We start from the raw sequence: 25,071 nt of genomic DNA, 5'->3' as shown, positions 1-25,071 counted from the left end.
AAGGAGTGGCGGCCGCCCGCCCCACCGGGCGACCACGGGGCATGGATGGTCAGTTGCAGGTGACGCCGGCGCTCTTCCAGGTGGCGGCGTCGACCATGGTGGTGGGGGCGAACGCCTCGGCGGGCATCTCCTTGTCGTTCTTCAGCCGGTCGTACATGGTCCGGACCGCGAGTGCGCCGACGTCCTTGCCGTTGATGTACAGGGCGGCCTTCATCCCGGACGGCTTGCCGCCGGTCCAGTCCTTGCAGGCGAGGTAGGCGCCGAGGCCCACGCCGTCGATGTCGTCGGGGCTGACGCCGGCGTTCTGCAGGGCGGTGACGCCGCCCTGGACGTTCTCGTCGTTGCAGCCCCAGACCACCCAGTGCTTGACCCCGGCATTGGCGGTGACCGTCGCGGCGACCTTGTCCTGCGCGCCGGTCGGGGTGTTGTCGGTGGCGACGTCGATGTTCCGGACCCCGGGGACGGCGGAGTCGAAGGCCTCCTTGGCGGCCTTGACCCGGTCGCCGCAGACGGTGACGTCCTGCTTCCAGGCGGAGATGATCCGGGTGTCGGCGGCGTTCCAGCCGGCCTTCTTGAACTCCTCGGCGGCGCGCTTGCCGACCTCGCCGCCCATCTGCGCGCCGGAGAATCCGATCCGCGGCACCAGGTCGGACTTGGCGCACTTCGCCGGGTCCGGTCCGGTGGCGCAGACCTGGTCGTCCGAGGTGAGCAGGGCGATCCTGGCGTCCCTCGCGGTCTGCGCGACCTGCGGGCCGACGGCCGGGTCGGGCACGACCACGATGACGCCGTTGGTCTTCTGCGCGATCGCGGACCGCACCTCGCTGATGGTCTTGTTGGCGTCGTTGCCGAGGTTCACCACCTTGAGGTCGATGCCCAGTTCGGCGGCTTTCGCTCTCGCGCCGGCCGCCTCGCCGACGAAGTACTCCTGGTCGCCCTGCTTCTGTAGGTAGGTGATCGAGATCCGTCCGCCGACCGGGGCGACCGAGGGGGCGCCGGAGGTGGACTCCCGGCCGGTGGAGCAGGCGGCGGTGGTCAGGCCCAGGGCGAGCAGGAGTCCTGCGGCGGCACGATAGTTGATGGCACGGAACATGAGGGGAGACTCCTTTTCGTCGGACGCGAGAGGGGAAGGGCTCCTGACTCCGTCGCGCAGGCTCCGGTGGCCCGTCAAGCCACCAGAAACCAACATGCTCGAACGCGACCCGACATATCACAGTGCCATTGCGCGGGCATGTCAAGATGGCGGGCGCCTGCCAGTTTCCGCGGCCGGCTCGTGACGTTCTCCGTTGCGATCAAAGTGTCGGCTTGGCCTGAAGCTTCGTGAAGACGGCGCGTTCGGGGTCTTGAGTGCGCGTTTCCGGTCTGGCTACCATGTGTTGCTTTCTGTTTGAAGATTCCTCCAGCCGTCGATCTCTGGAGATGGATTCAACAGAACCGAACGGTCATGCCACATTCCCCCGCGTGCTCACCTGGAGCGCCCCCATGCGTCCACCCACGCCCCGCACCCTGCTGCACGCCCTGGCGGCGTTGTCCCTCGCGGCCTCCGGCCTCACGGCCGTCGCCGCCGCCTCCACCCCCGCCGCCGCCTCCGCCCCCGCCGTGGCCCTCGACAACGGCCTCGCCCGCACTCCGCCCATGGGGTGGAACTCCTGGAACAGCCTGGGCACCGCGGTGACCCAGCAACAGGTCGTCCAGACCATCGACTTCATGTCGTCCAAGGGCCTGGTGGCGGCCGGCTACGACACCGTCACCATCGACGACGGCTGGTCGCTGTCCCACCGCGACGGCCAGACCACTGACCTCGTCAAGAACTCCTACGGCGCGATGCAGCTCTACGACGCCGACCGCAACCCCACCAGCGGCATCGACGGCACCGGCTTCGACCTGACGACCGGACACCTGATACCGGACCCGGCCCACTTCCCGGCGCACACCGTCAACGGGCAGACCCTCAACGGCATCCAGTACCTGTCGTGGTACGCCCACAGCAAGGGCATGAAGTTCGGCCTCTACGCCACCGGCACCTACACCACCTGCCAGGGGCACCCGGGCAGCCTCGGGCACGAGTCGACCGACGCCGCCGACTTCGTCGCCTGGGGCGTCGACTTCGTCAAGTACGACGACTGCCCCTACGGCCCGCCGATCACCGGTCCGGACGGGTACAGCTACGGAACCCAGGGCGAGGGGCGGGAGTTGACCCGCTCCATCTACGCCCGCACCCAGGACTTCCAGCGTGCTCTGGACGCCGCCTCGGCCGCCCGGGGCCGACCGCGCGTCGTGCTGAGCGTGTCCGCCCAGCCCGTGCACACCGGTCTCCCGTACCTGCTGGCCGGTGACGACCCCGCCCGCACCGACCCGGTGGTCGTCGCGGCCGGCACCCCCGCCCGGCAGGCCCCCGGCTACGCGCCGACCGGCGTCTGGTGCGGTCAGGTCGCGAACCTCTGCCGGATCGGCGGCGACCGCGGCCCGGACCTGGAAGGCGTGCTCTACAACGGCCAGTTGCAGACCGCGCTGCAGTATCCGGGCAATGTCCGGCCGGGCAGCTGGAACGACATGGACATGATGTTCGCCGGCTGGCTCGATCCGTACGGCCTCTACGGCACCACCGACACCTGCACCTGCCACAAGCCGATGAACGACACCGAATCGCGCAGCGAGATGTCGATCCTCGCCATGACGGCCGCCCCGCTGATCTCCGGCGCCGACCTGCGCACCGCCGCCGACTCCCAGCACAGCGACAGCGGTTACACCTGGTCCACGGGCATCAGCGACTCCGCGCTCGCCGTCTACAAGAACGCCGACGTCATCGCCGTCGACCAGGACAGCCTCGCCAAGCCCGCCACCCTGGTCGGCAGCCCGCCGAACAGCCCCACGGACCCGTTGGTCCTCAAGCGGCAGCTGGCGAACGGCGACACCGCCGTCCTGCTGGTCAACCAGGACCCGAACTCCACCCGGACCGTCTCCACCACCCTGAGCGCGCTGGGACTGACCGGCCCCGGCTACTCCTCCAAGGAGCTGTGGACCGGTGCCACCGGCGACATCACCGGCACGCTGGGCGCCTCGGTCGCCCCGCACGGCGTGGCCATGTACCGGCTCAAGGCCCTGCCCGTCACCGTCCCGGCGACGGTGATCGGCGACGGCCGCTACCACGGCATCAGCGCCGGCGGCACCGGCGGCCAGGTCCTGGAGGTCCGGGGCATGTGCAGCGCCCCCGACGGCTCGACCACCGACATCAACACCTGGTGGGACTGGCACACCTCGGAGCGGTGGCGCTTCGACGCCAACGGCGACGGCACGGTGCACATCACCGACGACTGCTACACCGACACCCAGGTCCACGGCACCCTGACCGGACCGGCCGCGCCCGGCGGCCCGGCGTGGGTCCTCAACAGCTACGACCCCAACAGCGCCTACCAGAAGTGGCGCGTCGTCCAGAACACCGTCACCGGTGCGCTGACCGTCACCAACGTGGCCACCGGCCTCGCCCTGGACGCCCCGCAGTCCACGCCCACGTCCGCCGTCGTCCTCAGCCGGCCCGACGGATCGGCCGCAGGCCAGTCCTGGAGCCTGGTGTCCTGACGCGGCGGACCCATCAGCCCGGAGAGTGCGGGGCGGCGCCGCCTCGGGCCCCCGCACCCTCCGTCGAGGAGCCGCCCGACTCCGCACGGTCCGCGCCACGGCGTCGGCGGACCGCGCGACGGCTCCTCCTCGACCCGCGTCTCCGTGCGGTCGAGTTCCGCATGTCCCGTTCCCAAGGAGGAACCTTGCAGTCCTTACGCGCAAAGCTGTCCCGCCGCGTCGGTGCGGCGTTGACATCCCTCACCCTGCTGGCCGGCGGCGGCGCGCTCGCCGTCGGCGCCCAACTCGCCACCGCCCCACCGGCGTCGGCGCTCGACAACGGCCTCAACCTGACGCCCCAGATGGGCTTCAACAACTGGAACACCACCTGGTGCGGGTCCCAGTTCAACGAGGACCTGGTCAAGGGGATGGCCGACCTGTTCGTCAGCAAGGGCCTCAAGGCGGCCGGCTACCAGTACGTCAACCTCGACGACTGCTGGGCGCTGCCCTCCCGGGACCTGTCCGGCAACCTGGTGCCCGACCCGGTCCGGTTCCCGCACGGCATCAAGGCGCTCGCGGACTACGTCCACGCCAAGGGCCTGAAGTTCGGCCTCTACTCGAGCGCCGGCATCCACACCTGCGACGTCAAGGGCTTCCCCGGCGGCCTCGGCCACGAGCAGCAGGACGCCGACCTGTGGGCCTCCTGGGGCGTCGACTACCTCAAGTACGACAACTGCAACAACACGGGCGTCGACGCGCAGACCCGCTACAAGACCATGGGCGACGCGCTGAAGAAGACCGGCCGACCGATCCTCTACAGCATCTGCGACTGGGGCTCCAGCGGCCCGTGGAACTGGGCGCAGCCGGTCGGCAACTCCTGGCGCACCACCGGCGACATCAGCGACACCTGGCAGAGCATGATCTCCATCGCGCACGCCAACCAGGGACTGTCCGCCTACGCCAAGGCCGGCGCCTTCAACGACCCGGACATGCTGGAGGTCGGCAACGGCGGCATGACCGGCACCGAGTACCGCACGCACTTCAGCCTCTGGGCCGAGATGGCCGCACCGCTGCTGATCGGCGCCGACCTGCGCACCGCCCAGCAGGAGACGTTCGACATCCTCACCAACGCCGACGTCATCGCGATCGACCAGGATCCACTGGGCAAGCAGGGCTCGGTGGTCTCCAGCGACAACGGCCTGGTCGTCATGTCGAAGCCGCTGGCCGACGGCAGCCGTGCGGTCACCCTCACCAACGAGGGCTCCTACGACGCCGCCATCACCACCACCGTGCAGGCCGTCGGCATCGCCGGCGCGCCCTCGTACACGGTCAAGGACCTGTGGTCGAAGAAGAGCACCATCAGCACCGGGGCGATCAGCGCCACCGTCCCCGGCCACGGCACCGCGATGTTCCGGGTCACCCCGAGCACGCCCGTCCCGCCGCCCACCGGCATGAGCCACCTGAGCGACCTGCCGTTCCTCGCCCAGGCCAACGGTTGGGGCCCGGCCGAGCGCGACCACAGCAACGGCGACTGGGCAGCCGGCGACGGCCGCACCCTGGCCATCCGCGGCACCACGTACGCGAAGGGCATCGGCACCAACGCCCCCAGTGACATCAGCTTCAACCTCGGCGGCACCTGCAAGCACCTGGTGACCAGTGTCGGCATCGACGACGAGACGTCCGGCAACGGCTCCGCCGTCTTCCAGGTGTTCAAGGACGGAACCCTCGCCGCCGACAGCGGAAGGCTCACCGGCAAGGACGCGGCCAAGAAACTCACCGTCGACCTCACGGGCGCCGCCGTTCTGCGCCTGGTGGTCACCGACGGCGGCGACGGCACCAGCTGGGACCACGCCGACTGGGCCGGAGCCAGGATCGCCTGCGGCAACGGCCCCGCCGCCGGCGCCCACCAGCTCTCCGACCTCACCTGGACCTCCGCGAGCAACGGCTGGGGCCAGGTCGAGAAGGACATGAGCAACGGCGACAACCAGTCCGGCGACGGACGCACCATCACCATCAACGGCGCGACCTACGCCAAGGGCCTGGGCACCAACGCGTTCAGCGAGATCGTCTACTACCTCGGCGGCGCCTGCACCTCGCTGACCACCGATGTCGGCGTCGACGCCGAGGCCATGGGCCGCGGCACCGTCGCCTTCCAGATCTGGAAGGACGGCGCCAAGGTCGCCGACAGCGGCGTGCTGAACGCCGCCGCCGGCGTCAAGCACCTCACCGCCGACCTCACCGGCGCCGACGAGCTGCACCTCGTCGTCACCGACGGCGGCGACGGCAACAACAGTGACCACGCCGACTGGGCGGGTCCGGTCCTCACCTGCTGACCGGTCCTCCGCAGGCGTGCGGTGCCGGACGATCCGTCCGGCACCGCACGCCTGTCCGGAGCGGCGAGCGCCGGTGCGCCTCAGGGCAGGCGGGAGTGCGGGGGCCAGGCGCCGTCCGGAGCGCCGTAGTCGCTGGAGACCAGGAGGAGGACGGTGGCGCGCGTGGTTCCCAGGGAGCGGAGCCGGTGGGGCGTGGTGGCCTTGAAGTAGGCGCAGTCGCCGGGGTCGAGCGTGATCGCGCGCGAGGAGAGGACCAGTTCGACCCGTCCCGCGTGGACGAAGACGAACTCCTCGCCGGGGTGGTCCCGGAAGGCGGCGGGGCCGTCGTCGAGCGGCGGGTAGAGCATGAACGGGGTCATGCCCTTGGCACCGGCGCCGAGCGCCATGCCCTCGTAGCGGGTGCCGGGCTCGTCCGGGGAGGTCAGGGCCTGGCGTTCCGCGGCCCGGGTGACGGTGACCTCGCTCAGTTCGTCGGCGTCGGCGAAGAGGCTGTCCAGGGGGACTTCGAGGGCCTTGGCCAGGGAGGCGCACACGGCGATCGAGGGAACGCTCTGCCCGCGTTCGACCTTCGACAGGTAGCTCTTGGTGACGCCGGACCGCTCGGCCAGCGCCTCCAGGGTCATCAGCCGTTCCTTGCGCAGCCGGCGTACCCGGTTGATCACTGGCGTCTTCCTCTCCCGTGCCCCTGGACCGACGGGGCCGTGCGGTGCCGAGCGTGCCGTCCGCTCCTGATGACACCTCGTGTCCTACGGCGAGCACATGCTACGCCGCGGCGCGACCGGCAGGCCCGGGAGGTGCGGCCCGTCGGCGCCTGTCGCGGACTTCGCCGTGGTGTGCCGGGGCTGCGGACGCCTGCCCCGGGGCTCTTGCGACAGGAAACCTTGTGTCCTATGGTGAACAAAGTTTCCTCCGGGGCTGCGGCTCCGGACGCAGGCCTTGCCGCCGGGGCAGGGCCGGAGAGCGGGAGCAGAGACACATGGCGAAAACACTGCAGGACTCGAAGGACGTCCTCGTCGACCGCGCCGAGCGGCAGATGGACCGGCACTTCGGGGACTCGAAACTGACCACGCGCCAGAAGCTGGCGCTCACCTGCCGGATCGCCTACGACGGCGGCCACGACTCGGGCCTCGCCGGGCAGATCAGCTTCCGCGGGCGGGAGCCGGGCACCTACTACACCCAGCGCCTCGGGCTGGGCTTCGACGAGATCACCGAGGACAACCTGCTGCTGGTGAACGAGGACCTGGAAGTCCTGGAGGGGGAGGGCATGCCCAACCCCGCCAACCGCTTCCACTCCTGGATCTACCGGGAGCGCGCGGACGTCAACTGCATCATCCACACGCACCCGTTGCACACGGCCGCACTCGCCATGCTGGAAGTGCCGCTGGTGGTCTCCCAGATGGACACGACGCCGCTGTACGACGACTGCGCCTTCCTCAAGGACTGGCCGGGCGTGCCGGTGGGCAACGAGGAGGGCCGGATCATCTCCGCCGCCCTCGGCGACAAGCGGGCCATCCTGCTGGCCCACCACGGCCAACTGGTGACGGGCTCCACGATCGAGGAGGCGTGCACCCTGGCGCTGCTCATCGAACGGGCCGCCCGCCTGCAACTGCTGGCGATGTCGGCGGGGACCATCCAACCCCTGGACCCGGCGCTGGCCCGTGAGGCCCACGACTGGACCTCCACCGACCGGCGCAGCAGGGCGAACTTCGAGTACTACGCGCGCAAGGCGCTGCGCAATCACCCCGACTGTGTGACCGGACAGGTGGAACTCTGATGGCCAACCCGCCCCTGAAGGGCATCATCTCCTACCCGGTCACCCCCTTCGACGCCGTCACCGGCGAGGTCGACCTGCCCGCGCTGCGAAGCCTCACCGGCGACCTCGTCGCCGCCGGCAGCCACGCCGTCGCCCCGCTGGGCAGCACCGGCGAGAGCGCCTACCTGACGGACAAGGAGTGGGACGCGGTCTGCGAGACCACCCTCGACACCGTGGCCGGCCGGGTGCCGACCCTCGTCGGCGTCTCCCACTGGAGCACCGCGGGCACGGTCCGCCGTGCCCGGGTGGCCGCCCGCCACGGCGCCACCGCGATCATGGTGCTGCCCCAGGTGTACTGGAAGCTGACCGAGGACGAACTCGCCCGCCACTACGGCGAGGTGGCCCGTGCCACCGACCTGCCGATGATGCTCTACAACAACCCCGGCACCAGCGGCGTGGACCTGCACCCGGAAGCGGTGGTCGCGCTCGCCCGGAAGATCCCCAACCTCACCATGGTCAAGGAGAGTTCGGGCGAGGTTTCGCGCTTCCGCGCCATCCGTGAGCGGTCCGACGGGGAGCTGTCCGTCTACAACGGCAGCAACCCGGTCGCCCTGGACGCCTTCCGCGCCGGAGCCGTCGGCTGGTGCACGGCCGCCCCCTGCCTCGTACCGGAGTGGGTGCTGGCGCTCCACGCCGCAGCCGTCGGCGGGCACGACGACCGCGCCGATGAGCTGCTGCGGGAGCTGCTGCCCTTCCTGCGGTTCATCGTCGACCACGGCCTCCCCCGCGCCGTCAAGGCGGGCCTCGACCTCCAGAACCGCCCGTCCGGCCCGCCGCGCCCGCCGCTGCTGCCCCTGCCCCACGACGAGACGGCCCGGCTGCGGGAGCTGCTCAGCCGCCTCCTCCCCGACCGACTCCCGCCGTCCGCCGACTGACGACGCGAACTCCCCACGGGGGCGGCCGGACGGACGGCCTACCGCCGGTCGCCGTCGAGGTAGTGGAAGGCCGGCCGGGGGTGCATCAGGAACTCGTGGTGCGAGATGTTCCAGGCGTACGCGCCGGCCGTCGCGAACAGCACCCGGTCGCCGGCCCGCAGCTCGGCGACCGGGGCACGGGTGGCGAGTACGTCCTTGGGGGTGCAGAGCTGGCCGGAGACGGTGACCCGGGTGTCAGTGGCGGCCGGGCGGGGCCAGGGGTGCGGCCAGTCCTCGACCGGGAGGACGGTGAACGGCTGGGAGTGGCCGCGGGTGGCCGGGGTGCGCAGGTGGTGGGTGCCGCCGCGGACCACGGCGAAGTCCTCGCCGTGGCTGTGCTTCACGTCCAGCACCTCGGTGGCGTACCAGCCGCAGTGCGCGGTGAGGGCGCGGCCGGGTTCGATCCGGAGCGTCGTGAGCCCCGGGTGGCGGGCCAGGAGCCTGTCGAGGCCTTCGCCGAAGGCAGTCCAGTCGAAGCGGGCGTCCGGGTCGCCGTAGTCGACGGCCATGCCGCCGCCGACGTTCACCTCGTGCAGCGGGAGGCGGTGGCGGGCGGCCAGGTCGGCGGACCAGCTGACGATCCGCTCGGCGACGCGCAGCTGCTCGGCGGCGGTCAGGCCGCTGGCCAGGTGGGCGTGGATGCCGCGCAGGCGCAGCCGCTCGAAGCCGGGGGAGGCGAGCAGCGCGAGGCAGTCCTCGATCCGGTCGGGGTCCATGCCGAACGGGGTGGGGCGCCCGCCCATGGCGAGGGCCACGCCGTCGAGGGTGCCGTCGCCGACCGGGAGGTTGGCGCGCAGCAGGATGTCCACCGGCCGGTCGGCGGTCGCGGCGAGGACGCGCAGTTCGCGCTCGCTCTCCACGTGCCAGCGCCGGACGGCGGGCAGCCGGAGGGCCGCGGCGATCTCCTCGGGGGACTTGCCGGGGCCGCCGAAGGCCAGCGGCGCGTCCGGGACGGTGGCGTGGACGTGCGCCAACTCGCCGCCGGAGGAGACCTCGTAGCCGTCCACCAGGCCGTGCAGCGCGGCGAGGATCGGTGCCTCGGGGTTGGCCTTGGCGGCGTAGTACAGCTCGACCCGGCCGGGCAGGGCCGCCCGGACCTCGGCCGCGTGGGTGCGCAGGGCTGCCAGGTCGTACAGGTAGGCCGGGAGTTCGGTCAGCTCGGCGGCCGCGGTGCGGACGGTCACACGTACTCCTTGGCGGGGGCGGGGAGCGGCGCGCACGCCCCGGCGGGGAGGGACAGCGGCGAGGCGATCGGCACGTAGGCCGCCTCGCGGTCGGGGCGGCGGGTCCAGCGGGTGAGCAGGTTCGCCTTGGCGGGCAGCGGGACGCCGGCGAGCAGGGCGGCGAGCCGCGGCGGGCAGCCGTGGGCGGAGGCGTAGTCGCCGAGCACCGTGCGCAGGTCGTCCCACAGCGCGGCCTCCAGCTCGGGGTGCCGGTCGGCGAGGGCGGCGAGCAGTTCGGCGAGGTGGTTGACGAGCAGGCAGTAGACGACGCGGTCCCAGCCGCGCCGGCCGTCGTACGTCATCGGGCCGGCCACCTCGGCGGGCAGGCCGGCGAGCAGCGCGGCGTTGTGCTCGGGGAGCAGCTTGGTGCCCTCCAGGTCGCGGAACAGCACCTGCGCGGGCCGGCCGGCGGCATCCACGCAGACCAGGACGTTCTGCAGGTGCGGTTCGAGGACGACGCCGTGGTCGAAGTACGCGGCGAGCACCGGCGGGACGACCAGCCGCAGGTAGGCGGCCCACCAGGTGCGGGCGTCCGCGGCGTCGTGGCCGGCCAGGAGGGCGGAGATCTGCGCGGGGCTGGTCGGGTACTCGTCGGCGACGGCGGCGGCCAGCAGCGGGGTCAGGCCGGGACGGACGACCCGGTCCAGCCCCTCCCGGACGATCAGTCCGAAGCCTTCGAAGAGCGCCGTGTCCGGCGTGCCGTCCGCGCCGGGCAGGGCGAGGGTGCGGAACGCGGGCTCGCGCAGCATCGCGGCGTCGGGGAAGCGCTCCGCCAGGTCGGCGAGCGGTCCGGCGAGCAGCCGGGTGAGGGTGACGGCGCCGGTGAGCTCGTACGCCGAGTTCTTCCGCAGGCAGTTGGTGATCCGCACGTTCAGGCTGAACTTGAGGAACGCGCCCTCGCCGTACAGGGTGCGCACCGAGGCGGTGGCGGCGTACGGGGCGCCGCCCTCGCCGAGGTCGAGGACGTCGCCGCGGTCCAGGGCGGCGGTGAACAGCGGGTGGTCGGCGAGGAGCTGGTACTGCCAGGGATGGGCGGGCAGCAGGGTGTAGCCGTTCGGGACGGGGCGCAGCGCGTCCAGGTGGGCGAGCGCGCCCGGGTCCGCGGTGTCCTGGGCGATGTACTCCGACCGCACGGCGAGGTGACGCAGGCGGAACGCGGCGCGCGCCTCGGGGGCGTAGTCGGACCACGAACCGCGCTCCGCGGAACGGGACTTGGGCGTCGGGTGGAAGCGGTGGCCGAAGAGCAGGGCCTGCTCGGACTCCAGGAAGCGGTCGCCGGCGGCGGCGGGCCGGCCGGCGAGGGCGGCGCTGACGCCGCGGTGGCTGGAGGCGACCTGGTCCAGGAACTCGTCGTTGGCCACGCCGGTGCGCAGGGTGAGCTCGGCGCGGATGTGCCCGGCAAGCTCCTGCCAGCCCAACTCCCGCCAGCCGTCCGGGGTCTGCTCGCCGACCGGGCCGGTGAAGCGGTGCGCGCCGAGCAGCGAGGTGCGGCGCAGCGCGACCCGGAGCAGGGCGCCGCGCCGGGGGAGACGGAGCAGCAGGGTGCCGTCGGCGACGGCGATCTGGTGCTCGGGGCCGGAGACCTCGCGGAGCAGGCAGTTCAGCAGGGTGTGGGCGACGACATGGTCGGCGGTGGGCAGGGCGTCCGGGCCCGCCGCCGGCGGATGGCGGTCGGTCTGGGTGGTCATCGGGGGCTCCAGCGGGTCAGGAGGACGAGGGTGGCGGCGAGCGCGGCCGCGGCGGTGCCGGCCAGCACGGGGGCGGTCGGACCGAAGGCGCCGTTGACCAAGGCGGCAGCGGCGCCGGCGGCGACCGCGCCGCCCTTGGAGACCAGCTCCAGCGTGCCGAACATCCGCCCCGGCGCCCGCCCTTCGGCGGCGGCCGCGGCGAGGACCGACAGGCAGACCAGGCCGAGCGTGACGCCGGCGCCGAGGACCGCCCGGGTGAGGACGAAGGCAGGCAGGGAGTGGGCGGCGCCGTGCCCGGCGAGGCCGAGGGCGACCAGCGCGAAGGCGGCGAACAGGCCGCTGCGCGGCCGGTGTCGGAACATCCGGTGCACCCGGCCCGCGGTCAGCAGGTACACCAGGTGCGGCAGGGCGAACAGCATGCCGGAGACGGTGCCGGAGACACCGGGCAGGCGCTGTTCGACCAGGGCGATCAGATAGGGGAAGGAGACGATGGTGGCGAAGACGAACGCGAACTCGAAGAGGTAGAGCAGGCGCAGCAGCGTCACCGGCGCGGGTGCCGAGGCGGTGGTCGCCGCCGTCCGGTGCGGCTGCTCCGGCTCCGGCAGGAAGGCGAGCAGCGCGGCGGCGGCCAGCGGCAGTACGGCCATCAGCAGGTACTGCCGGTGCGGTGCGATCCACGGGGAGAGCGCGCCGACCAGGATCGGCGCGGCGACCAGCGAGGCCCGGGCGCTGCCCTGCATCAGGGTGAGGGCGCGGGAGAGTTCGAAGCCGCGCAGCGCCGCCCCGAGGTAGCCGTTGGTGGCGGCGAAGGTGCCGCCGAGGAAGCCCTGCAGCACCAGGGCGACGGTGAAGGCGGCCAGCGAGTCGGCCGCGCCGGCCAGCAGGAAGGAGGCGGTGAGCCCGAGTTGGGCGCGCAGCAGCAGCCGCTTGCGGCCGAACCGGTCCGCCAGCCGGCCCCAGAGCGGGGCGCCGAGCGCGCTGAACACGGTCGGCACGATGTACAGCACCCCGGCCCAGCGCCCCTCGCGGTCGCCGAGGGTCGGCAGGATTTGGGTCAGGTACGGCGGCAGGCCGAGCGCCGCGAACGAGGCGACGAAGTAGCAGGCGGCCACCGCGTGCACCTGGCGCCGGTCGAGGCCGGCGGGCCGGTCGACGGCCGGGGCGTCGCGTTCCAGCGCCCCGCTGCTCACGACCGCCCCGCGCGGAGCAGGTAGTTGGGCCCACTGGTGTAGTGCTTGTTGATGTCGGCGGCGCCCGAGCGGTCCTTGGCCAGCAGGGTGCCCGCGGTCACCATCGCCTTGACCGGCAGCCGTTCGGCGTCCAGCAGGTCGGTGCGCAGCGGGGCGCCGACCGGGCCGAGCCGCTCGACCGCCTCGCTCAGCGTGGTGCGCAGCAGACCGAGGGTCTGCTCCAGCGGGGCGCGGCCGTGCTCGGCGAGGCCGAAGGCCAGGGCGGCGGTGCACAGGTGGCCGGTGATGGTGGTGAACAGGTCGGTCAGCGCCCGGTCCTGGTCGCCGAAGATCCGCGCGTCGTCGAACAGGCTGCGGTGGTCGGCGAGTTCGCCGAGCCGGGCGGTGTTGATCCGGGGGCCGTCGTTGTCCTTGTAGAGCAGTCGCAGCCGGGTCCGGCCGCCCTCGGTGTCCAGCACCAGCGAGGTGTTCTGCTGGTGCGACTCCAGTGCGATGCCGTACCCGAACAGTGTGGTCTGCCAGTCCAGCAGCAGCTCCAGCAGGGCCCGGTACAGGTCGAGCACCGAGCCGGCGTAGAAGCGGTCCGCGAGGTCGTCGACCACCAGCCGGCCGCCGGGTGCCGCGGCCAGCAGCGCGGCCAGCGGGACGGTCACCGCGTCGTCGAGCCCGGCCGGGTAGCGGCGCAGCAGCACGGCGAGCAGTTCGTCGCCGGCGGCCTGTGCGTGGCACTGCTCGTCGGCGTGCAGGATCCGTCCGGCGAGCCGGGGTTCGCGGTCCAGGACGGCCTGCAGCAGCAACTGCCCGGCGGCCCCGTCGGCGAGCGTGCCCGGCTTGATGGTGCGCCGGTTGCGCAGGCCGAGGGTCGCGGTGGCGAGCGGCAGTTTGAGGTGCAGGGACGGGTCGTGGGCGACCGCGACGGTGCGCATCGACAGGGTCGGCAGCACCTCCAGGTACGGCTCGTCGATCAGGACCGCCCCGGGCAGGTCCGGGAGGTGGCCGACGGTCAGCGGGTGGACCGGGATGGTCAGGTGGTCGCCGGCCACCCCGAACCGGCGGGCGCTCGGCCACCAGCGGGGGAGCGGCGCGACCCCGTGCACGTCCAGCTCGCCGGCCGGCACGGCCAACCAGCGCAGCTCGAACGAGGGATGGAACTCCGGTGCGTAGGCGCGCAGTTGGCCGTCGGTGAGGCCGGAGCGGCCGCGCGCGGTGGGGTACACCGGGTGGTCGAGGTAGGCGGCGAGGGTGTCGAAGGCCGGCGAGGCGCCGAGCCCGGTCCACTGTGCCGTGTCCTTGCCGTACGCCTCGGCGAGCCGGCCGTGCACCTCGTCCCGGACGGTGTCGTGCAGCTCCATGGTGGCCAGGGTCTGCCGGCACTCCTCGGCGAAGGCCAGGTGTCCGGGCCGGTCCAGCGGATCGGCGTCCGCGGCCAACCGGGCCAGGATCTCCGGGAGTTCGGTCAACCTGCGGTCGTCGGCCTCCAGCAGCGGCAGCCGGGCGGCGTACTCGCACTGGAAGCCCTCGGGCGCCACTGGCAGCGCGTACCGGCCGCTGCGCAGCCACGGCCCGTCGGACCGCTGCTCCAGCGCCGCGCCGGTGCGCAGGCCGAGCACGTCCTCGCGCAGCAGCGCGGAGAGCACCCGCAGCGTCAACTGCTCGGCGGCGGTCACTGGGCGATCTCCCAGCGGTTGGCGGCGATGAACGCGGCGACGGCGGCGTCCGCCCGCTGCTGGCTCGGGGCCGTCGCCCAGACCACGCCGAGGTAGTCGCGGTTGGTCCGGTAGTGCTCGTGGCGCTCGCCGACCGGGCGGGTCGGCCGGTAGGAGAGGGTGACGCCGTCGGCCTCGCTGTCGTACGGGCCGGGCGCGGCCACCAGGGTGCCGGCCCGGTCGGCGAGGACTGCCTCGTTGCGGGCCCGCCGGTCGGTGCGCAGCCCCAGGTCGGCGGGCAGTCGCTCGCCGAGGTGGGCGCGCAGCACCAGTTCGAAGAGCGGGATGTCGAGGATCCGCGCCAGCATCAGGTCGCACTGGTCGCCGATGGCACGGTAGTTGACCTCGATGATCCGGGCCCGGCCGTCCGGCTGGACGACGAACTCGGTGTGGCAGGCGCCGAGGCCGACGCCGAGCGCGTCGAGCTGGGCCAGCACCTGCGCGGTGACCTCCGGCGGGTGCGCCGGCACGAAGGTCAGGACCTCCTCGATGAAGTCCGGCGGTGGGGAGAGCCGAGTCCGGAAGCCCCCGAGGACGTGCCGGGTGTGCCGGTCGCCGAGGGTCTCCAGGGTGTGCAGCTCGCCCGTCAGGAACTCCTCGACCACCAGCGTCGCCCCCGCCCGCCGGGCGCGGATCTCCGCGCAGCGGCGGGCGAGTTCGGCGGCGTCGGAGACCAGCGAGACGTCCTCGCTGGCGACGCCCTCGCGCGGCTTGACCACGCAGGGGAACGGCACGTCCAGCTCCGCCGGGTCGGCGCCGGGCGGCAGCTCGGCGGAGCGGACGGTGTCCAGGCCGGTCAGCGCCAGGTGGCGGCGCAGCAGGCCCTTGTCCTTGGCACGCAGCGCGGCCTTCCAGTCCTTGGCCGGCAGCCCGAAGTACTCGGCGGCCAGCGCGGTCTGGGTCTGCAGGTGGTCGCTGTTGCTGAACACCGCATCGGGGGCCGCCAGTTGCGAGACGGTACTGATCACCGCGCGGAAGTCGCGGACCTCGCACTCGACCAGCTCCGGTCTGAACTCCCGGTCCGCGTAGGCCCGGCGGTGGTCCTCGACGCTGTCGGTCAGCACCGTGACGTCGAGTCCGAGCCTCGCCGCCGCCGGCAGGAAGCCGTCGGTCACCGAGTCGGTGGGGTTCAGGGCGAGCAGGTAGAGCCGCATGGTGATCAGTCCCCGGTACAAGTGGCGGAATGGAAGGGTTACTTGGGCGCGTCGACGCCGGCGGCCCTGGCGACGTCCTTGAGCATCTCGTCGGCGGCCTGGACCCCGATGCCGGACATCCAGGTCTCGTCCGGCACGGTGAAGACCTTGCCGTTCTTCACGGCGTTCAGGCCCTGCCAGACGGCGGTCTGCTGGACCTCGGCCTGCTTGGTCCTGGTCGGGTCGTCGGAGGTGGTGACGAACACCAGGTCGGCGTCGGCCTGGTTGATCTGCTCCGGGCCGACCTCCAGCATCGACTTGTCGACGTCCGGCCCCTGGATCGCACGACCCATGCCGACGTCCTTGAGCACCACGCCGCTGAACGAGGCGTTCTGGTAGAGACGGGTCGGGCCGGCCACGAAGCGGACCACCGACACGGTCGGCGCCTTGCCGCTGTACTTGGCCTTGACCGCCTCGCCGAGCGCGGCGGCCCGCGCCTCGTAGTCGGCCAGTGCCTTCTTCGCCTCGGCGTCCTTGCCCAGCGCCTCGGCGTAGAGCTTGAGGTTCGCCTTCCACGGCTCGCCGGTGGTCTCGGCCATCACGGTCGGCGCGATGGCGTTGAGCTTGTCGTACACCTTCTGGTGGCGGACCTTGGAGGTGAGGATCAGGTCCGGCTTGAGGGAGGCGATCAGCTCCAGGTTCGGCTCGTTCATCGGGCCGACGTCCTTGGCGCCGTCGACCTTGCCCTTGAGGTACGCCGGGAAGCCGCCCTCGGTCTTCAGGTGCGGGGCGACCGCTCCGACCGGGGTGATGCCGAGCAGGGTGACGTCGTCCAGCTCGCCCGAGTCCAGCACCACGACCTTCTTCGGCTGCGCCTTGATCTCGGCGGTGCCCATCGCGTGCTTGACGCTGCGCGGGAAGACCGCAGCGCTGTCGCCCGCGGCCCGGCTCGCGGCCGGCTCGGCGTCCGAGGAGCCGTTGCTGCCGCAGGCGGCGAGCAGCGCGGTGGACAGGACGGCGGCGAGCACGGCGGCGGGGAGTCTGCGGTTGATCATGTTTCTGTCCTTGCGGGGTGGATTTTCGGGCAGGGTTCATCGCCCGGTGGCGCGCTCTCTCGTGGCATCACCGGAAGCTCAGGGGGACGGGGTCAGCGGCGGGCCAGCGGAACGACCAGTGGAGTGCCGGTTTCGGGGTCGGGGATCACCCGGCAGGGCACCTGGAAGACCTGCTCGACCAGTTCGGCCGTCAGCACCTCGCCCGGCGGGCCGGCTGCGGCCAGTTCGCCGCCGTCGAGCACCACCAGGTGGTCGGCGTAGCGGGCCGCCTGGCCGAGGTCGTGCAGCACCATCACCACCGTCCGCCCGGCGTCCCGGTGCAGGTCGGCGACCAGGTCCAGGACGTCCAGCTGGTGCCGCAGGTCCAGGAAGGTGGTCGGCTCGTCCAGCAGCAGCAGGTCGGTGTCCTGGGCCAGCGCCAGCGCGATCCAGGCGCGCTGCCGCTGGCCGCCGGACAACTGGTCCACCGGGCGGTCGCGCAGCACGTCGGTGCCGGTGCGGCGCAGCGCCCCCTCGACGGCGGCCTGGTCGGCGGCCGACCAGGGAGTCAGCATCCGCTGGTGCGGGTAGCGGCCCAGCCGGACCAGCGCCTCCACGGTGACCGCCTCCGGGGTGACCGGCTGCTGCGGCAGCAGGCCCATCCGGCGGGCCAGCGCCTTGGCCGGCATCCGGTGGATGTCGGCGCCGTCCAGGGTGACCGTGCCGGCCGCCGGGTCGAGCAGCCGGACCAGTCCGCGCAGCAGGGTGGACTTGCCGCAGGCGTTCGGGCCGACGACGGCGGTGACCGCGCCGCCGGGAAGCTCCAGGTCCAGGCCCCGGACGACCGTGCGGTCGCCGTACCGCAGCTGCAGGCCGTGCGCGGCCAGCCGGTCGGCGGTGGCTCCGGTGGCTCCGGTGGTGGCGGTGGTGGCGGCGGTGGTCATCGGGAACTCCTCTGCGGCAGTCGGCCCTGGCGGATCATCAGCGCCAGCAGCCAGGGGGCGCCGAGCGTCGCGGTGACGGCGCCGACGGGCAGGCCGTGCACCGGCAGGACATGCAGGACGAGGTGGTCGGCGGTCAGCAGCAGCAGCGCGCCGGTCAGTGCGGTCAGCGCCAGCGTCGCCGGGGTCGGCGGCCCGGCCAGCAGCCGCACCAGATGCGGTACGGCCAGCGCCACGAAGGCGACCGGTCCGGTCAGCGCGGCGGCCAACGAGGCCAGCACCACGGCGAGCAGCAGCAGGGCGAGCCGCATCCGGTGCGGGTCGAGGCCCAGCCCGCCGGCCGAGTCGTCGCCCAGGTCGAGCACCGCGACCTGACGGTTCAGCAGGAACACCGCCGTCACCGCGACCGCGACGGCTCCGCCCGCCGCCCACACCTCGGGCCAGGTGCGGCCGTACAGCGAACCGGTGGTCCACTGCAGCGCCTGGCCGGCCAGCTCCGCCGGGAATCGGACGATCATCAGGTTGACCGCCGCCGCCAGGCCCGCCTGCACCGCCAGGCCCACCAGCACCAGCCGGGTCACGGCCAGCCGGGAGCGCCACGCGAACGCCCCGAGCAGCGCCGCAGCCAGCAGCCCGCCGCCGAGCGCCGCCAGGGGGGTCAACGCCTGCGAGGCGCCGGTGGCCAGCAGCAGGACCGCGCCGAACGAGGCACCACCGGTCACCCCGATGACGTCCGGGGATGCCAGCGGGTTGCGGAACAGGCGCTGCAGCAGCGAACCCGCCACGGCCAGGCCGGCCCCCGCGATCAGCGCCGACAGCACCCGCGGCGCGCGGAACTCCCGCACCACCAGCACGTCCCCGTCCGTGCCGAAGCCGAACAGCGCGCGCAGCGCGTCCAGCAGCGGGATCCGGACCTGGCCGGTGGACAGCGCCACCCCGGTCATCAGCACCAGCAGCACGGCGGCGCCGGCGACCAGCAGCAGACTCCGGCGGCGGGCCCCGGCCAACGCACCGGAGGCCGGTGCGCCGGCCCGACCGTGGATCGACGTGTCCGCGCTCATCGGGACGCCACCTTCCGCGCCAGCACCGCGAGCAGCGGCGCGCCGAGGAACGCGGTGACGATGCCGACCTCGATCTCCGAGGGCCGCACCACCAGCCGGCCCAGCACATCGGCTGCCAGCAGCAGCACCGGACCGGCGACCAGACAGCCCGGCACCAGCAGCCGATGGTCGTTGCCCAGCAGCGGACGCACCAGGTGCGGCGCCGCGAGTCCGATGAACGCCACCGGCCCCGCCACCGCGACCGCACCGGCCGCCAGCAGCACCACGGCCAGGCCGCCCACCATGCGGATCCGCGCCACCGGCACGCCCAGCGCCTGCGCGGTCTCGTCGCCGAGCGCCAGCGCGTTCAGCGCGGGGGAGACCAGCAGCGCGAGCAGGACGCCGATCACGATCAGCGGCAGCACCTGGTACAGCGCGTCCAGGCTGCGCCCGCTGATCGAACCCGCGAGCCAGAACCGGGCCTCGTCCAGCGTCCGACGGCTCGCCAGCATCAGCGCCGAGGTCCAGGAAGCGAGGACGGCCGACAGCACGGTGCCGCCGAGCGCGAGCCGCACCGGGTCGAGGTCGCCCGAGCGACGGGCCATTCCGTACGCCAGCAGCGCGGCGCCCGCCGCACCGGCGACTGCGAACCAGACGAACTCCAGCGGTCGGGTCAGACCCAGCGCGAAGATCGCCATCACCACGGCGAAGCTCGCCCCGGCGTTGATCCCCAGCGTGGTCGGCGAGGCCAGCGGGTTGCGGGTGACGCCCTGGGCGACAGCCCCGGCCACCCCGAGGGCGGCGCCGACGGTCACCCCGATGACGGTCCGCGGCACCCGCAGACCCACCACCACATCGGCATCGCCGCCGTGCGCCGTTCCGGACAGGGCGTCAATCACCGCGGAGAGCGGGATCGATCGCGATCCGAGGGCGAGGCTGAGCGCCGCGCAGATCACCAGCACACCGACACCGGCCGCCAGCAGCAGAGGCCGCCGGACCGCCGAGTGCCGAGCCGCCGGGGCTGTGGACGCCGGTGTTTCGGTACTGAGCACGAGATCAAAGTTTGGTGAGGCTTACCTAATTTCGTCAAGCCCGGGGTGAGCCTGTGTAAGGTTTGCCTCACCTCAATCCGACAGGGGGTCACCATGCTCCACCTGCCCTCCGGGTATGCGCGCACGGCCGACAGGCTGGCCGATACGTACCGTCAACTTGGCGAGAACTGCCCGGTGTTGAGCCTCACCCTGGTCGACCACGCCCCGGCGGACGGCCGGCAGTGGATCCCCGCCGACCGGATCGCCTCGTCCGTCGAGCGGCTCATCGACGGTGAGGCCACCCGGATCCACAGCCGCCACGGCATCACCCCGCGGCCGCACGTCGCGGCCTCCCGGCTGCTCCACCACTACCTGTGGACCGGCTCACTGGTGATCAGCGGCGTCTGGTACCTGGAGCGGCGGGTGCCGGTCCTGCCCGCCCGCGACCTGTGGATCGACGCCGACACCGGCGACTTCGCGCTCCGCCCCGGCGGCTGGGTGCTCGGCGACGAAGCCACCCTGCGCGACACCGTCGCCGCCCACGTCGGGCCCGTTCTCGCCGCCTTCCAGCCCTACGTCCGACGCGGTCCCCGCGCACTGTGGGGCATGGCCACCGACGACCTGGTCTCCGGCATCCAGTACCTCGGCCGGATGCTCGGCGAGGAGGACCGGGCTGTCGCCGTCGCCACCGCCCTCGTCCCCGCCGGCACCCCGCCCTGGACCGGCCCCGCCGCCTTCCGCCACGAGCACGGCGCCTGGACCCGCACCCGCAGCGGCTGCTGCCTCTACTACGCCATCGACCCGGCCAACCCCTGCGGGACCTGCCCACGGCGAGCGACCGCCCAGCACCCGTAGCGACTCCTCGGCCGTAAGCCGGCGGGCCGGGGCACTCCGGAGGCCCGTTCTCCGTTTCGCGCCCATCCCGCATCGCGAGCCGTCGGACGGTCGTGGGCGGGTTCGAAGACAGCGCTTCCGCAGGTCGGAGGAGTCCTACAGGTCGTAGTTCTGATCGAACATGCCTATGACCTGCGGAATCATGGCTCTAGAGGAAGATCATTTCACAACCAGTGCACACGCGACGGTGATGACGATGCGAGGCAGCGAGAACGCTGAGCGGAGACCACGACGTTGAGCCCGCTCCTCGCCGTGGGCTTCGGTGCGGGGCTACTGATCGTGGCGGTGTGGCGTCGTTCCACTCAGCGGCTTGGTGGGGCGAGCATGGCGGCGAAGAAGTCCCGCCGGCATGCAGAGGCCCCTCCGTCCCGACGGGGGCGGAGGGGCCGGAGTGCGCGATCAGTACAGCGAGGCGCCGTACGCGGAGAGGGCCGCCGCTTGTGCAGTCGCCTCTGCATCGCCGACGGTGCCGTGTGCCGCGGTCGCTCCTGAAGGTCCGCTCAACGCCGTGCGGGGCCGTTTTTGGCGACATGCATCGTTGTCATATCGGGCGTTGCTGTTGGCTACGACACCCAGCACCGGCCCGGTTTCTCGTCCTTCAGGCTCGACTCGGCTTTGACGACGTAGGTGTGCTCCGGCTTCCGGAAGGAGACCCGGATCAGGACCGGCCGGTCGGAGACCGTCCCGGTGAAGCAGAACCCCACATTCTCCGGATGGCCTGTCGCGCCTTCGTCGTCAGCGGCCCATCCGATCGAGGTGGCATGCTTCTGATAGAAGGCGACAATGTCCGTCTCGGGCACGGCGTACTGATATTCCGTCTCGGCATGGCCGAAGCCGCCGTCCACGTTGCAGGCCTTACTGGAACGCCCGTCCGCGACGCTGTCCGGATGTGCCGCCAGGAGTTGCCGGGCTTGCTCGGAGTCGGCGCGTCCGACGGCCGCGTCGCACCCCTTATCGGCCAGGAGCTCCGGTAGTGAGAGCAGGGCCATCCCTGCCGCCGCGGTCGCAGCCAGGAGGAGATAGACCCGCCACAGTTTCTTCATTTTCACCCTTCATTTCAAAGAGAGGACCCGGTTGGGGACGGATCCACCTCGTGGGGGGCGAGGTGGATCCGTGTGGAGCGGCCCGCGACTAGCGGAGGGCGCCGGAGTTGTAGACCCGGTCGGCCTGTTGGTAGAGAACTTCGAAGAACTGGCGTCGTGAGATTGCGGCCTTCATGCGCTTGCGGAACCAATAGCTCCTCGCATAGTTCCTGGCCACATTGTTGTTGAACACGTCGATATTGTGGTCCTCTCCATGCTCTCCGTATTCGTGGGCGTCTCCCAGACGTTTGGCTGCGGCCGCGCCGAAGTAGAGGGTGAGGGCCGACTGCCACATGAAGTGCCGAATGGCATTGTCCCGGCCGTGGCCTCCGGGTGCGATCTTCTTCAGGATGTTGGAGAGCTGCATCGCCCACTGGCACCCTCGCTGTCCCAGTGAAGCGCACGCAGTTGCTTCGAGATGCTTGCGCCTCAAGTATTTGCAGGCACCGCAACTCCATTTGCCGTCGAGGTCGAAGCGTGTCAGGGGGTTGCCCGAGGTGTAGTCATATGCGTTGGCGTTTCCGCCATATACCGGGTCGACGGACAGAAAGCGCCCGGATGCCGGGTTGTACAGGCGCACGCCCATGAGTGTGAGGCCGCCGACGGTTTCACCGGAGCGCTGCTTGCCTCCGAGCCAGCCGTAGCGGACGGTCACCTGTCCGGCGCGCGGGCTGCCGTACTCGTCGCTGTCGAGGACAGTGGGAGCGGCGGCGGTGTCCAGTGGAAGCTGGAGGGAGATGTCGCCGTGCAGGTTGGCGAACTGCAGGACAGTGCCACCGGTCTTGGTGGTGGTCGCTCCCAGGTTGCCGTTCATGCTGTCGACGTTGCGGGTGAGGTTTCCGGCGGCGTCCTCGACGATCCAACGGGGACTGTCGGTGTCACCGTCGTAGTGGTTGGTCTTGCTGCCGGTGGAGGTCCAGGTGCCGGCGTTGTTGGTCTCGATGGTCCAGGCGCGCAGGCGCTGGCTGGAGTCGAGGGTCCAGGTCTGGCGCTTGTCGCCGGTGGTCTGCTGCTGGACCAGGTCGCTGGTGTAGAAGGCGACGGTGGAGCCGGGCAGTGCGATGGTGCGGCCGAACGCGTCGTAGGTGTAACCGGGGTTCACCAGGCGGTCGGCGGTGTCGTAGGTGTTGGTCTGGGTGGTGGCTCCGTTGGTGGTGCAGTCGGTGCCGCGCGCGGCAACCGCGGTGGCCAGCGAGGTGCGGTTGGTGTTGTTGTCGAAGCCGTAGCTGCGGGTGGTGCAGACGGCGTCGGGCGAGGTGTCCTGAACGGTCGTCAGGCGACCCGTCCGGTCGTAGGCGTAGGTCTGGGCCGCGGTGACGCCGGGGGTGCCGGTGTGGGTGGCCCACTGGCCGTGGACGGTCTCGGTGATGCTGTCGCGGACCAGAACGGTGCCGTCGCTGTCCCGGGTGTGCGTCCGCACGGCCGCGGTGCCGGACGGGTCGTAGGTGTCGGTGGTGGTGTAGCCGCCCGGCAGGCCCTGGGTGACGGCGCGGCCGTCGGCGTCGTAGCGGGCGGTGAAGGTGCCGGCGATCGAGTCGGTGACCGAGGTGGCCAGGCCGCGCGGGTCGATGGCGGTGTCGTAGGTGTAGGTGGTGGTGGAGGGGACGCTGTCGGTGACCTTGGTGGGCCGGTTCAGGGCGTCGTACTGAGTGGAGGTGGTCGCGCCGTCGGCGTCGGTGTAGGAGGTCAGACGACCGAGCGCGTCGTAGGCCTTGGTGATGGTTCCGCCGGTGGTGGAGGTCTGCTTGGTGACCGCGCCGGTGACGGAGTCGTAGGTGGTGGTGACCGCCGGGACGGCGGCGCCGAGGCCCCCGCTGACGGTGGTGGTCACGGGGCGGCCCGCGGCGTCGGGAGTGATTATGACGGTGCGGGTGACACCGCTTGCGGTCTCGTCGGTCTGCGCGGTCTGCCCGAACAGGCCGTACTGGACGGTCTTGACGGGCAGTTGGGTCGGGTTCGTCCCGCCGCCGGTGATATCGCCGGCCGGACCGATCTGGCAGCCCAGGTCGGCCCACTCGGGGCGGCCCGCGCAGGTGCCGGTGCCGGTGGCAGACCAGTAGGTGGTGCGGAGGGTGCCCGCGTCCGAACCGTTCGACCTGGGCAGTGACTGGGAGATAGTGCGGCCCTGGCTGTCGTAGCCGGTGCTGGTCACGAGGTTCACCCCGCCGGCGTCCTGGATCTGCTGGGTGGCCAGGCCGAGTGCCCAGTCGAAGACGGTCTTGTCGGTGCGGGTCTCGGCGAAGACGTCCGGCCAGGCGCGCAGGGCGCCGCCGGTGACGGTGGTGGTGACCTGGTCCTTGACCTTGGCGGTGCCGTCGGTCGGGCGGCCCTCGTCGTAGGTCTTCACGGTGCGGGTGCGGGCGATCGTCTGGGTGCCGGCCTTGGCGACGGTCGCGCCGCCGGACACCACGTCGGCGGCAAGGGTGACGCGGTGCAGCGGGCCGGAGTTCTCCGTCTCGCGCTGGCCGTCGGTGCTGAACTGGCTGGCGCTGGAGAGCAGTTGGGCGCGCTCACCGCTGGGGAGGGTGTTGATGCCGAGGTCGGCCAGCTGGGCCTTGGCGGCGTCGGTGGTGCCGAGGGCCAGTTCGCGGTTGGCGGCGGCCAGCGTGCGGACGCTGTTACCCCACTTGTCGTACTCGGTGGTGGTGATGCGGTGCCCGGGGGCGGCGGTGTTGACCTGGCGGCCGGAGGCGTTCAGGTAGTTGACGGTGGCTCGGGTGTAGTCGCCCGCGTTCAGGTCGGTGCCGCTGTTGGAGGCCGGGATCTGGTCGGCGGGGAAGACGGCGGTGGCGTCGGTGGGCAGGTCGGTCTGGCCCCAGGTCGCGCCGGTGGTGACAGACAACTCCTCGGGCGCCTTGCTGCCGCTGGTCGGAACGCCGTACACGATGGTGGTGTTGGCGGTGCCGTTGACGGTGTTGGTGCCCGGGGCGAGGGTGTTGGTCCACACCTTCGTGAGCATGCCGTCGCCGGCGGCCGGGTTGGCCGCGATGTTGCCGTAGGCCATGTGGTAGCCGCCGTTGATGCCGGGCGGCAGGATGGCGTACAGCGCGCCGTCGGAGGCGCCACCGGCAATGTACGAGTACTGGGTCTGGGTCGGCTGGCCGGTCCGGGGGTCCCAGGTCTGGCGGAGCGAGCCGCCGAGGTCATAGCGGTAGGTGGCGACGTCGGTGGCGGTGGCGTTTGCCGCGCCGGGGGCGGTGGCCCACAGTTTGATGGTGGAGACCTGGCCGGCGAAGTCGCCGAACTGGCTGGAGGTGCTGTAGCCGGTCGCGGTCGTGGTGTTGGCGTAGACGAACTGCAGGACGCGGCAGCCCTTGGTGGCCGGGTCGGCCGCGCAGGCGGCAGGGGTGGCGGCGGAGGTCGGCGCGATCATGTACTTCGGCCGGGCCAGGGTCTTGCCGCCCACCACGGTCTTCTCGGAGATGACGGTGGTGGTGGTGTTGGCCATGCCGTCGAGCAGACTGGACGTCACGGTCCAGGTGACGGCGGCCGGG

General features: G+C 72.1%; 18 protein-coding genes and 1 pseudogene. 6 read left to right on the top strand and 13 right to left on the bottom strand.

Annotated features, from left to right (window positions below; genetic code table 11):
- Positions 1 to 49 precede the first annotated feature (49 nt).
- On the bottom strand, positions 50 to 1,090 hold the full coding sequence (locus IEZ12_RS00685; protein WP_189270266.1) for a substrate-binding domain-containing protein: 1,041 nt from the start codon (positions 1,088 to 1,090) through the stop codon (positions 50 to 52).
- 389 nt (positions 1,091 to 1,479) lie between these two features.
- Between IEZ12_RS00685 and IEZ12_RS00680 the strand changes: the two genes are divergently transcribed.
- The 3 genes and pseudogenes from IEZ12_RS00680 (at position 1,480) to IEZ12_RS40780 (ending at position 5,888) form a co-directional block, all read left to right on the top strand.
- Complete coding sequence (locus tag IEZ12_RS00680) at positions 1,480 to 3,576, top strand: alpha-galactosidase (protein ID WP_189270265.1); 2,097 nt, start codon at positions 1,480 to 1,482, stop codon at positions 3,574 to 3,576.
- A 161-nt stretch (positions 3,577 to 3,737) separates the two neighbouring features.
- Positions 3,738 to 5,435 (top strand): annotated as a pseudogene (locus tag IEZ12_RS00675) (NPCBM/NEW2 domain-containing protein); the annotation flags it as partial.
- Complete coding sequence (locus IEZ12_RS40780) at positions 5,427 to 5,888, top strand: NPCBM/NEW2 domain-containing protein (RefSeq protein ID WP_435872065.1); 462 nt, start codon at positions 5,427 to 5,429, stop codon at positions 5,886 to 5,888. The pseudogene IEZ12_RS00675 and the gene IEZ12_RS40780, both read left to right, overlap by 9 nt.
- Positions 5,889 to 5,968: 80 nt before the next feature.
- On the opposite strand, the gene IEZ12_RS00670 is transcribed toward IEZ12_RS40780, so the two are convergent.
- Complete coding sequence (locus IEZ12_RS00670) at positions 5,969 to 6,550, bottom strand: helix-turn-helix domain-containing protein (RefSeq protein ID WP_189270263.1); 582 nt, start codon at positions 6,548 to 6,550, stop codon at positions 5,969 to 5,971.
- Positions 6,551 to 6,864: 314 nt separating this feature from the next.
- Between IEZ12_RS00670 and IEZ12_RS00665 the strand changes: the two genes are divergently transcribed.
- Positions 6,865 to 7,662, top strand: a complete 798-nt coding sequence (locus tag IEZ12_RS00665; RefSeq protein ID WP_043913598.1) for an aldolase — start codon at positions 6,865 to 6,867, stop codon at positions 7,660 to 7,662.
- Positions 7,662 to 8,576, top strand: a complete 915-nt coding sequence (locus IEZ12_RS00660; RefSeq protein ID WP_189270262.1) for a dihydrodipicolinate synthase family protein — start codon at positions 7,662 to 7,664, stop codon at positions 8,574 to 8,576. Before IEZ12_RS00665 ends, IEZ12_RS00660 begins: the two co-directional genes overlap by 1 nt.
- A 38-nt stretch (positions 8,577 to 8,614) precedes the next feature.
- On the opposite strand, the gene IEZ12_RS00655 is transcribed toward IEZ12_RS00660, so the two are convergent.
- From IEZ12_RS00655 to IEZ12_RS00615, 9 genes are all read right to left on the bottom strand, one after another.
- Positions 8,615 to 9,799, bottom strand: a complete 1,185-nt coding sequence (locus IEZ12_RS00655; RefSeq protein WP_189270261.1) for a type III PLP-dependent enzyme — start codon at positions 9,797 to 9,799, stop codon at positions 8,615 to 8,617.
- The gene (locus tag IEZ12_RS00650; protein ID WP_189270260.1) at positions 9,796 to 11,526 is read right to left on the bottom strand and encodes an IucA/IucC family protein; all 1,731 of its coding nucleotides are present in this window, start codon (positions 11,524 to 11,526) and stop codon (positions 9,796 to 9,798) included. Before IEZ12_RS00650 ends, IEZ12_RS00655 begins: the two co-directional genes overlap by 4 nt.
- Positions 11,523 to 12,716, bottom strand: a complete 1,194-nt coding sequence (locus IEZ12_RS00645) for an MFS transporter (protein ID WP_229847114.1) — start codon at positions 12,714 to 12,716, stop codon at positions 11,523 to 11,525. Before IEZ12_RS00645 ends, IEZ12_RS00650 begins: the two co-directional genes overlap by 4 nt.
- Positions 12,713 to 14,383, bottom strand: coding sequence for an IucA/IucC family protein (locus IEZ12_RS00640; protein WP_189270259.1), 1,671 nt, complete (start codon positions 14,381 to 14,383; stop codon positions 12,713 to 12,715). The genes IEZ12_RS00645 and IEZ12_RS00640 overlap by 4 nt, the downstream gene beginning before the upstream one ends.
- A complete protein-coding gene (locus IEZ12_RS00635; RefSeq protein WP_189270512.1) occupies positions 14,380 to 15,576 on the bottom strand; it encodes an ATP-grasp domain-containing protein in 1,197 nt (398 codons plus the stop codon). Before IEZ12_RS00635 ends, IEZ12_RS00640 begins: the two co-directional genes overlap by 4 nt.
- A gap of 38 nt (positions 15,577 to 15,614) precedes the next feature.
- Complete coding sequence (locus tag IEZ12_RS00630) at positions 15,615 to 16,610, bottom strand: ABC transporter substrate-binding protein (RefSeq protein WP_189270258.1); 996 nt, start codon at positions 16,608 to 16,610, stop codon at positions 15,615 to 15,617.
- A gap of 92 nt (positions 16,611 to 16,702) precedes the next feature.
- Positions 16,703 to 17,533 (bottom strand): ABC transporter ATP-binding protein, encoded by an 831-nt coding sequence (locus tag IEZ12_RS00625; protein WP_189270257.1) that lies wholly within the window; start codon positions 17,531 to 17,533, stop codon positions 16,703 to 16,705.
- The gene (locus IEZ12_RS00620) at positions 17,530 to 18,591 is read right to left on the bottom strand and encodes a FecCD family ABC transporter permease (RefSeq protein ID WP_043913590.1); all 1,062 of its coding nucleotides are present in this window, start codon (positions 18,589 to 18,591) and stop codon (positions 17,530 to 17,532) included. Before IEZ12_RS00620 ends, IEZ12_RS00625 begins: the two co-directional genes overlap by 4 nt.
- On the bottom strand, positions 18,588 to 19,556 hold the full coding sequence (locus IEZ12_RS00615) for a FecCD family ABC transporter permease (RefSeq protein ID WP_229847160.1): 969 nt from the start codon (positions 19,554 to 19,556) through the stop codon (positions 18,588 to 18,590). Before IEZ12_RS00615 ends, IEZ12_RS00620 begins: the two co-directional genes overlap by 4 nt.
- A 159-nt stretch (positions 19,557 to 19,715) precedes the next feature.
- Here IEZ12_RS00615 and IEZ12_RS00610 point away from each other — a divergent pair, with 159 nt between their 5' ends.
- Positions 19,716 to 20,456: a (2Fe-2S)-binding protein gene (locus IEZ12_RS00610; RefSeq protein WP_189270256.1), complete on the top strand. Its 741-nt coding sequence runs from the start codon at positions 19,716 to 19,718 to the stop codon at positions 20,454 to 20,456.
- 602 nt (positions 20,457 to 21,058) lie between these two features.
- On the opposite strand, the gene IEZ12_RS00605 is transcribed toward IEZ12_RS00610, so the two are convergent.
- Together IEZ12_RS00605 and IEZ12_RS37470 are read right to left on the bottom strand one after the other, a co-directional pair.
- Entirely contained in the window at positions 21,059 to 21,538 is a 480-nt protein-coding gene (locus IEZ12_RS00605; RefSeq protein WP_189270255.1) for a hypothetical protein, read from the bottom strand.
- An 88-nt stretch (positions 21,539 to 21,626) separates the two neighbouring features.
- The coding region (locus IEZ12_RS37470; RefSeq protein WP_308430975.1) for an RHS repeat-associated core domain-containing protein at positions 21,627 to 25,071 on the bottom strand (3,445 nt) is incomplete at its 5' end.

The sequence above is a fragment of the Kitasatospora griseola genome, from assembly GCF_014648555.1.
Classification (GTDB): domain Bacteria; phylum Actinomycetota; class Actinomycetes; order Streptomycetales; family Streptomycetaceae; genus Kitasatospora; species Kitasatospora griseola.
Note: the sequence above shows the minus strand (reverse complement) of the source record. Positions and strands in the feature narration are given on the sequence as shown.

What these genes read in the sequence shown, in the direction of transcription:
- IEZ12_RS00685 (WP_189270266.1), bottom strand. Translation starts at nt 1,090, where the DNA reads ATGTTCCGTGCCATCAACTATCGTGCCGCCGCAGGACTCCTGCTCGCC.
- IEZ12_RS00680 (WP_189270265.1), top strand. Translation starts at nt 1,480, where the DNA reads ATGCGTCCACCCACGCCCCGCACCCTGCTGCACGCCCTGGCGGCGTTG.
- IEZ12_RS00665 (WP_043913598.1), top strand. Translation starts at nt 6,865, where the DNA reads ATGGCGAAAACACTGCAGGACTCGAAGGACGTCCTCGTCGACCGCGCC.
- IEZ12_RS00660 (WP_189270262.1), top strand. Translation starts at nt 7,662, where the DNA reads ATGGCCAACCCGCCCCTGAAGGGCATCATCTCCTACCCGGTCACCCCC.
- IEZ12_RS00650 (WP_189270260.1), bottom strand. Translation starts at nt 11,526, where the DNA reads ATGACCACCCAGACCGACCGCCATCCGCCGGCGGCGGGCCCGGACGCC.
- IEZ12_RS00635 (WP_189270512.1), bottom strand. Translation starts at nt 15,576, where the DNA reads ATGCGGCTCTACCTGCTCGCCCTGAACCCCACCGACTCGGTGACCGAC.
- IEZ12_RS00630 (WP_189270258.1), bottom strand. Translation starts at nt 16,610, where the DNA reads ATGATCAACCGCAGACTCCCCGCCGCCGTGCTCGCCGCCGTCCTGTCC.
- IEZ12_RS00625 (WP_189270257.1), bottom strand. Translation starts at nt 17,533, where the DNA reads ATGACCACCGCCGCCACCACCGCCACCACCGGAGCCACCGGAGCCACC.
- IEZ12_RS00620 (WP_043913590.1), bottom strand. Translation starts at nt 18,591, where the DNA reads ATGAGCGCGGACACGTCGATCCACGGTCGGGCCGGCGCACCGGCCTCC.
- IEZ12_RS00610 (WP_189270256.1), top strand. Translation starts at nt 19,716, where the DNA reads ATGCTCCACCTGCCCTCCGGGTATGCGCGCACGGCCGACAGGCTGGCC.
- IEZ12_RS00605 (WP_189270255.1), bottom strand. Translation starts at nt 21,538, where the DNA reads ATGAAGAAACTGTGGCGGGTCTATCTCCTCCTGGCTGCGACCGCGGCG.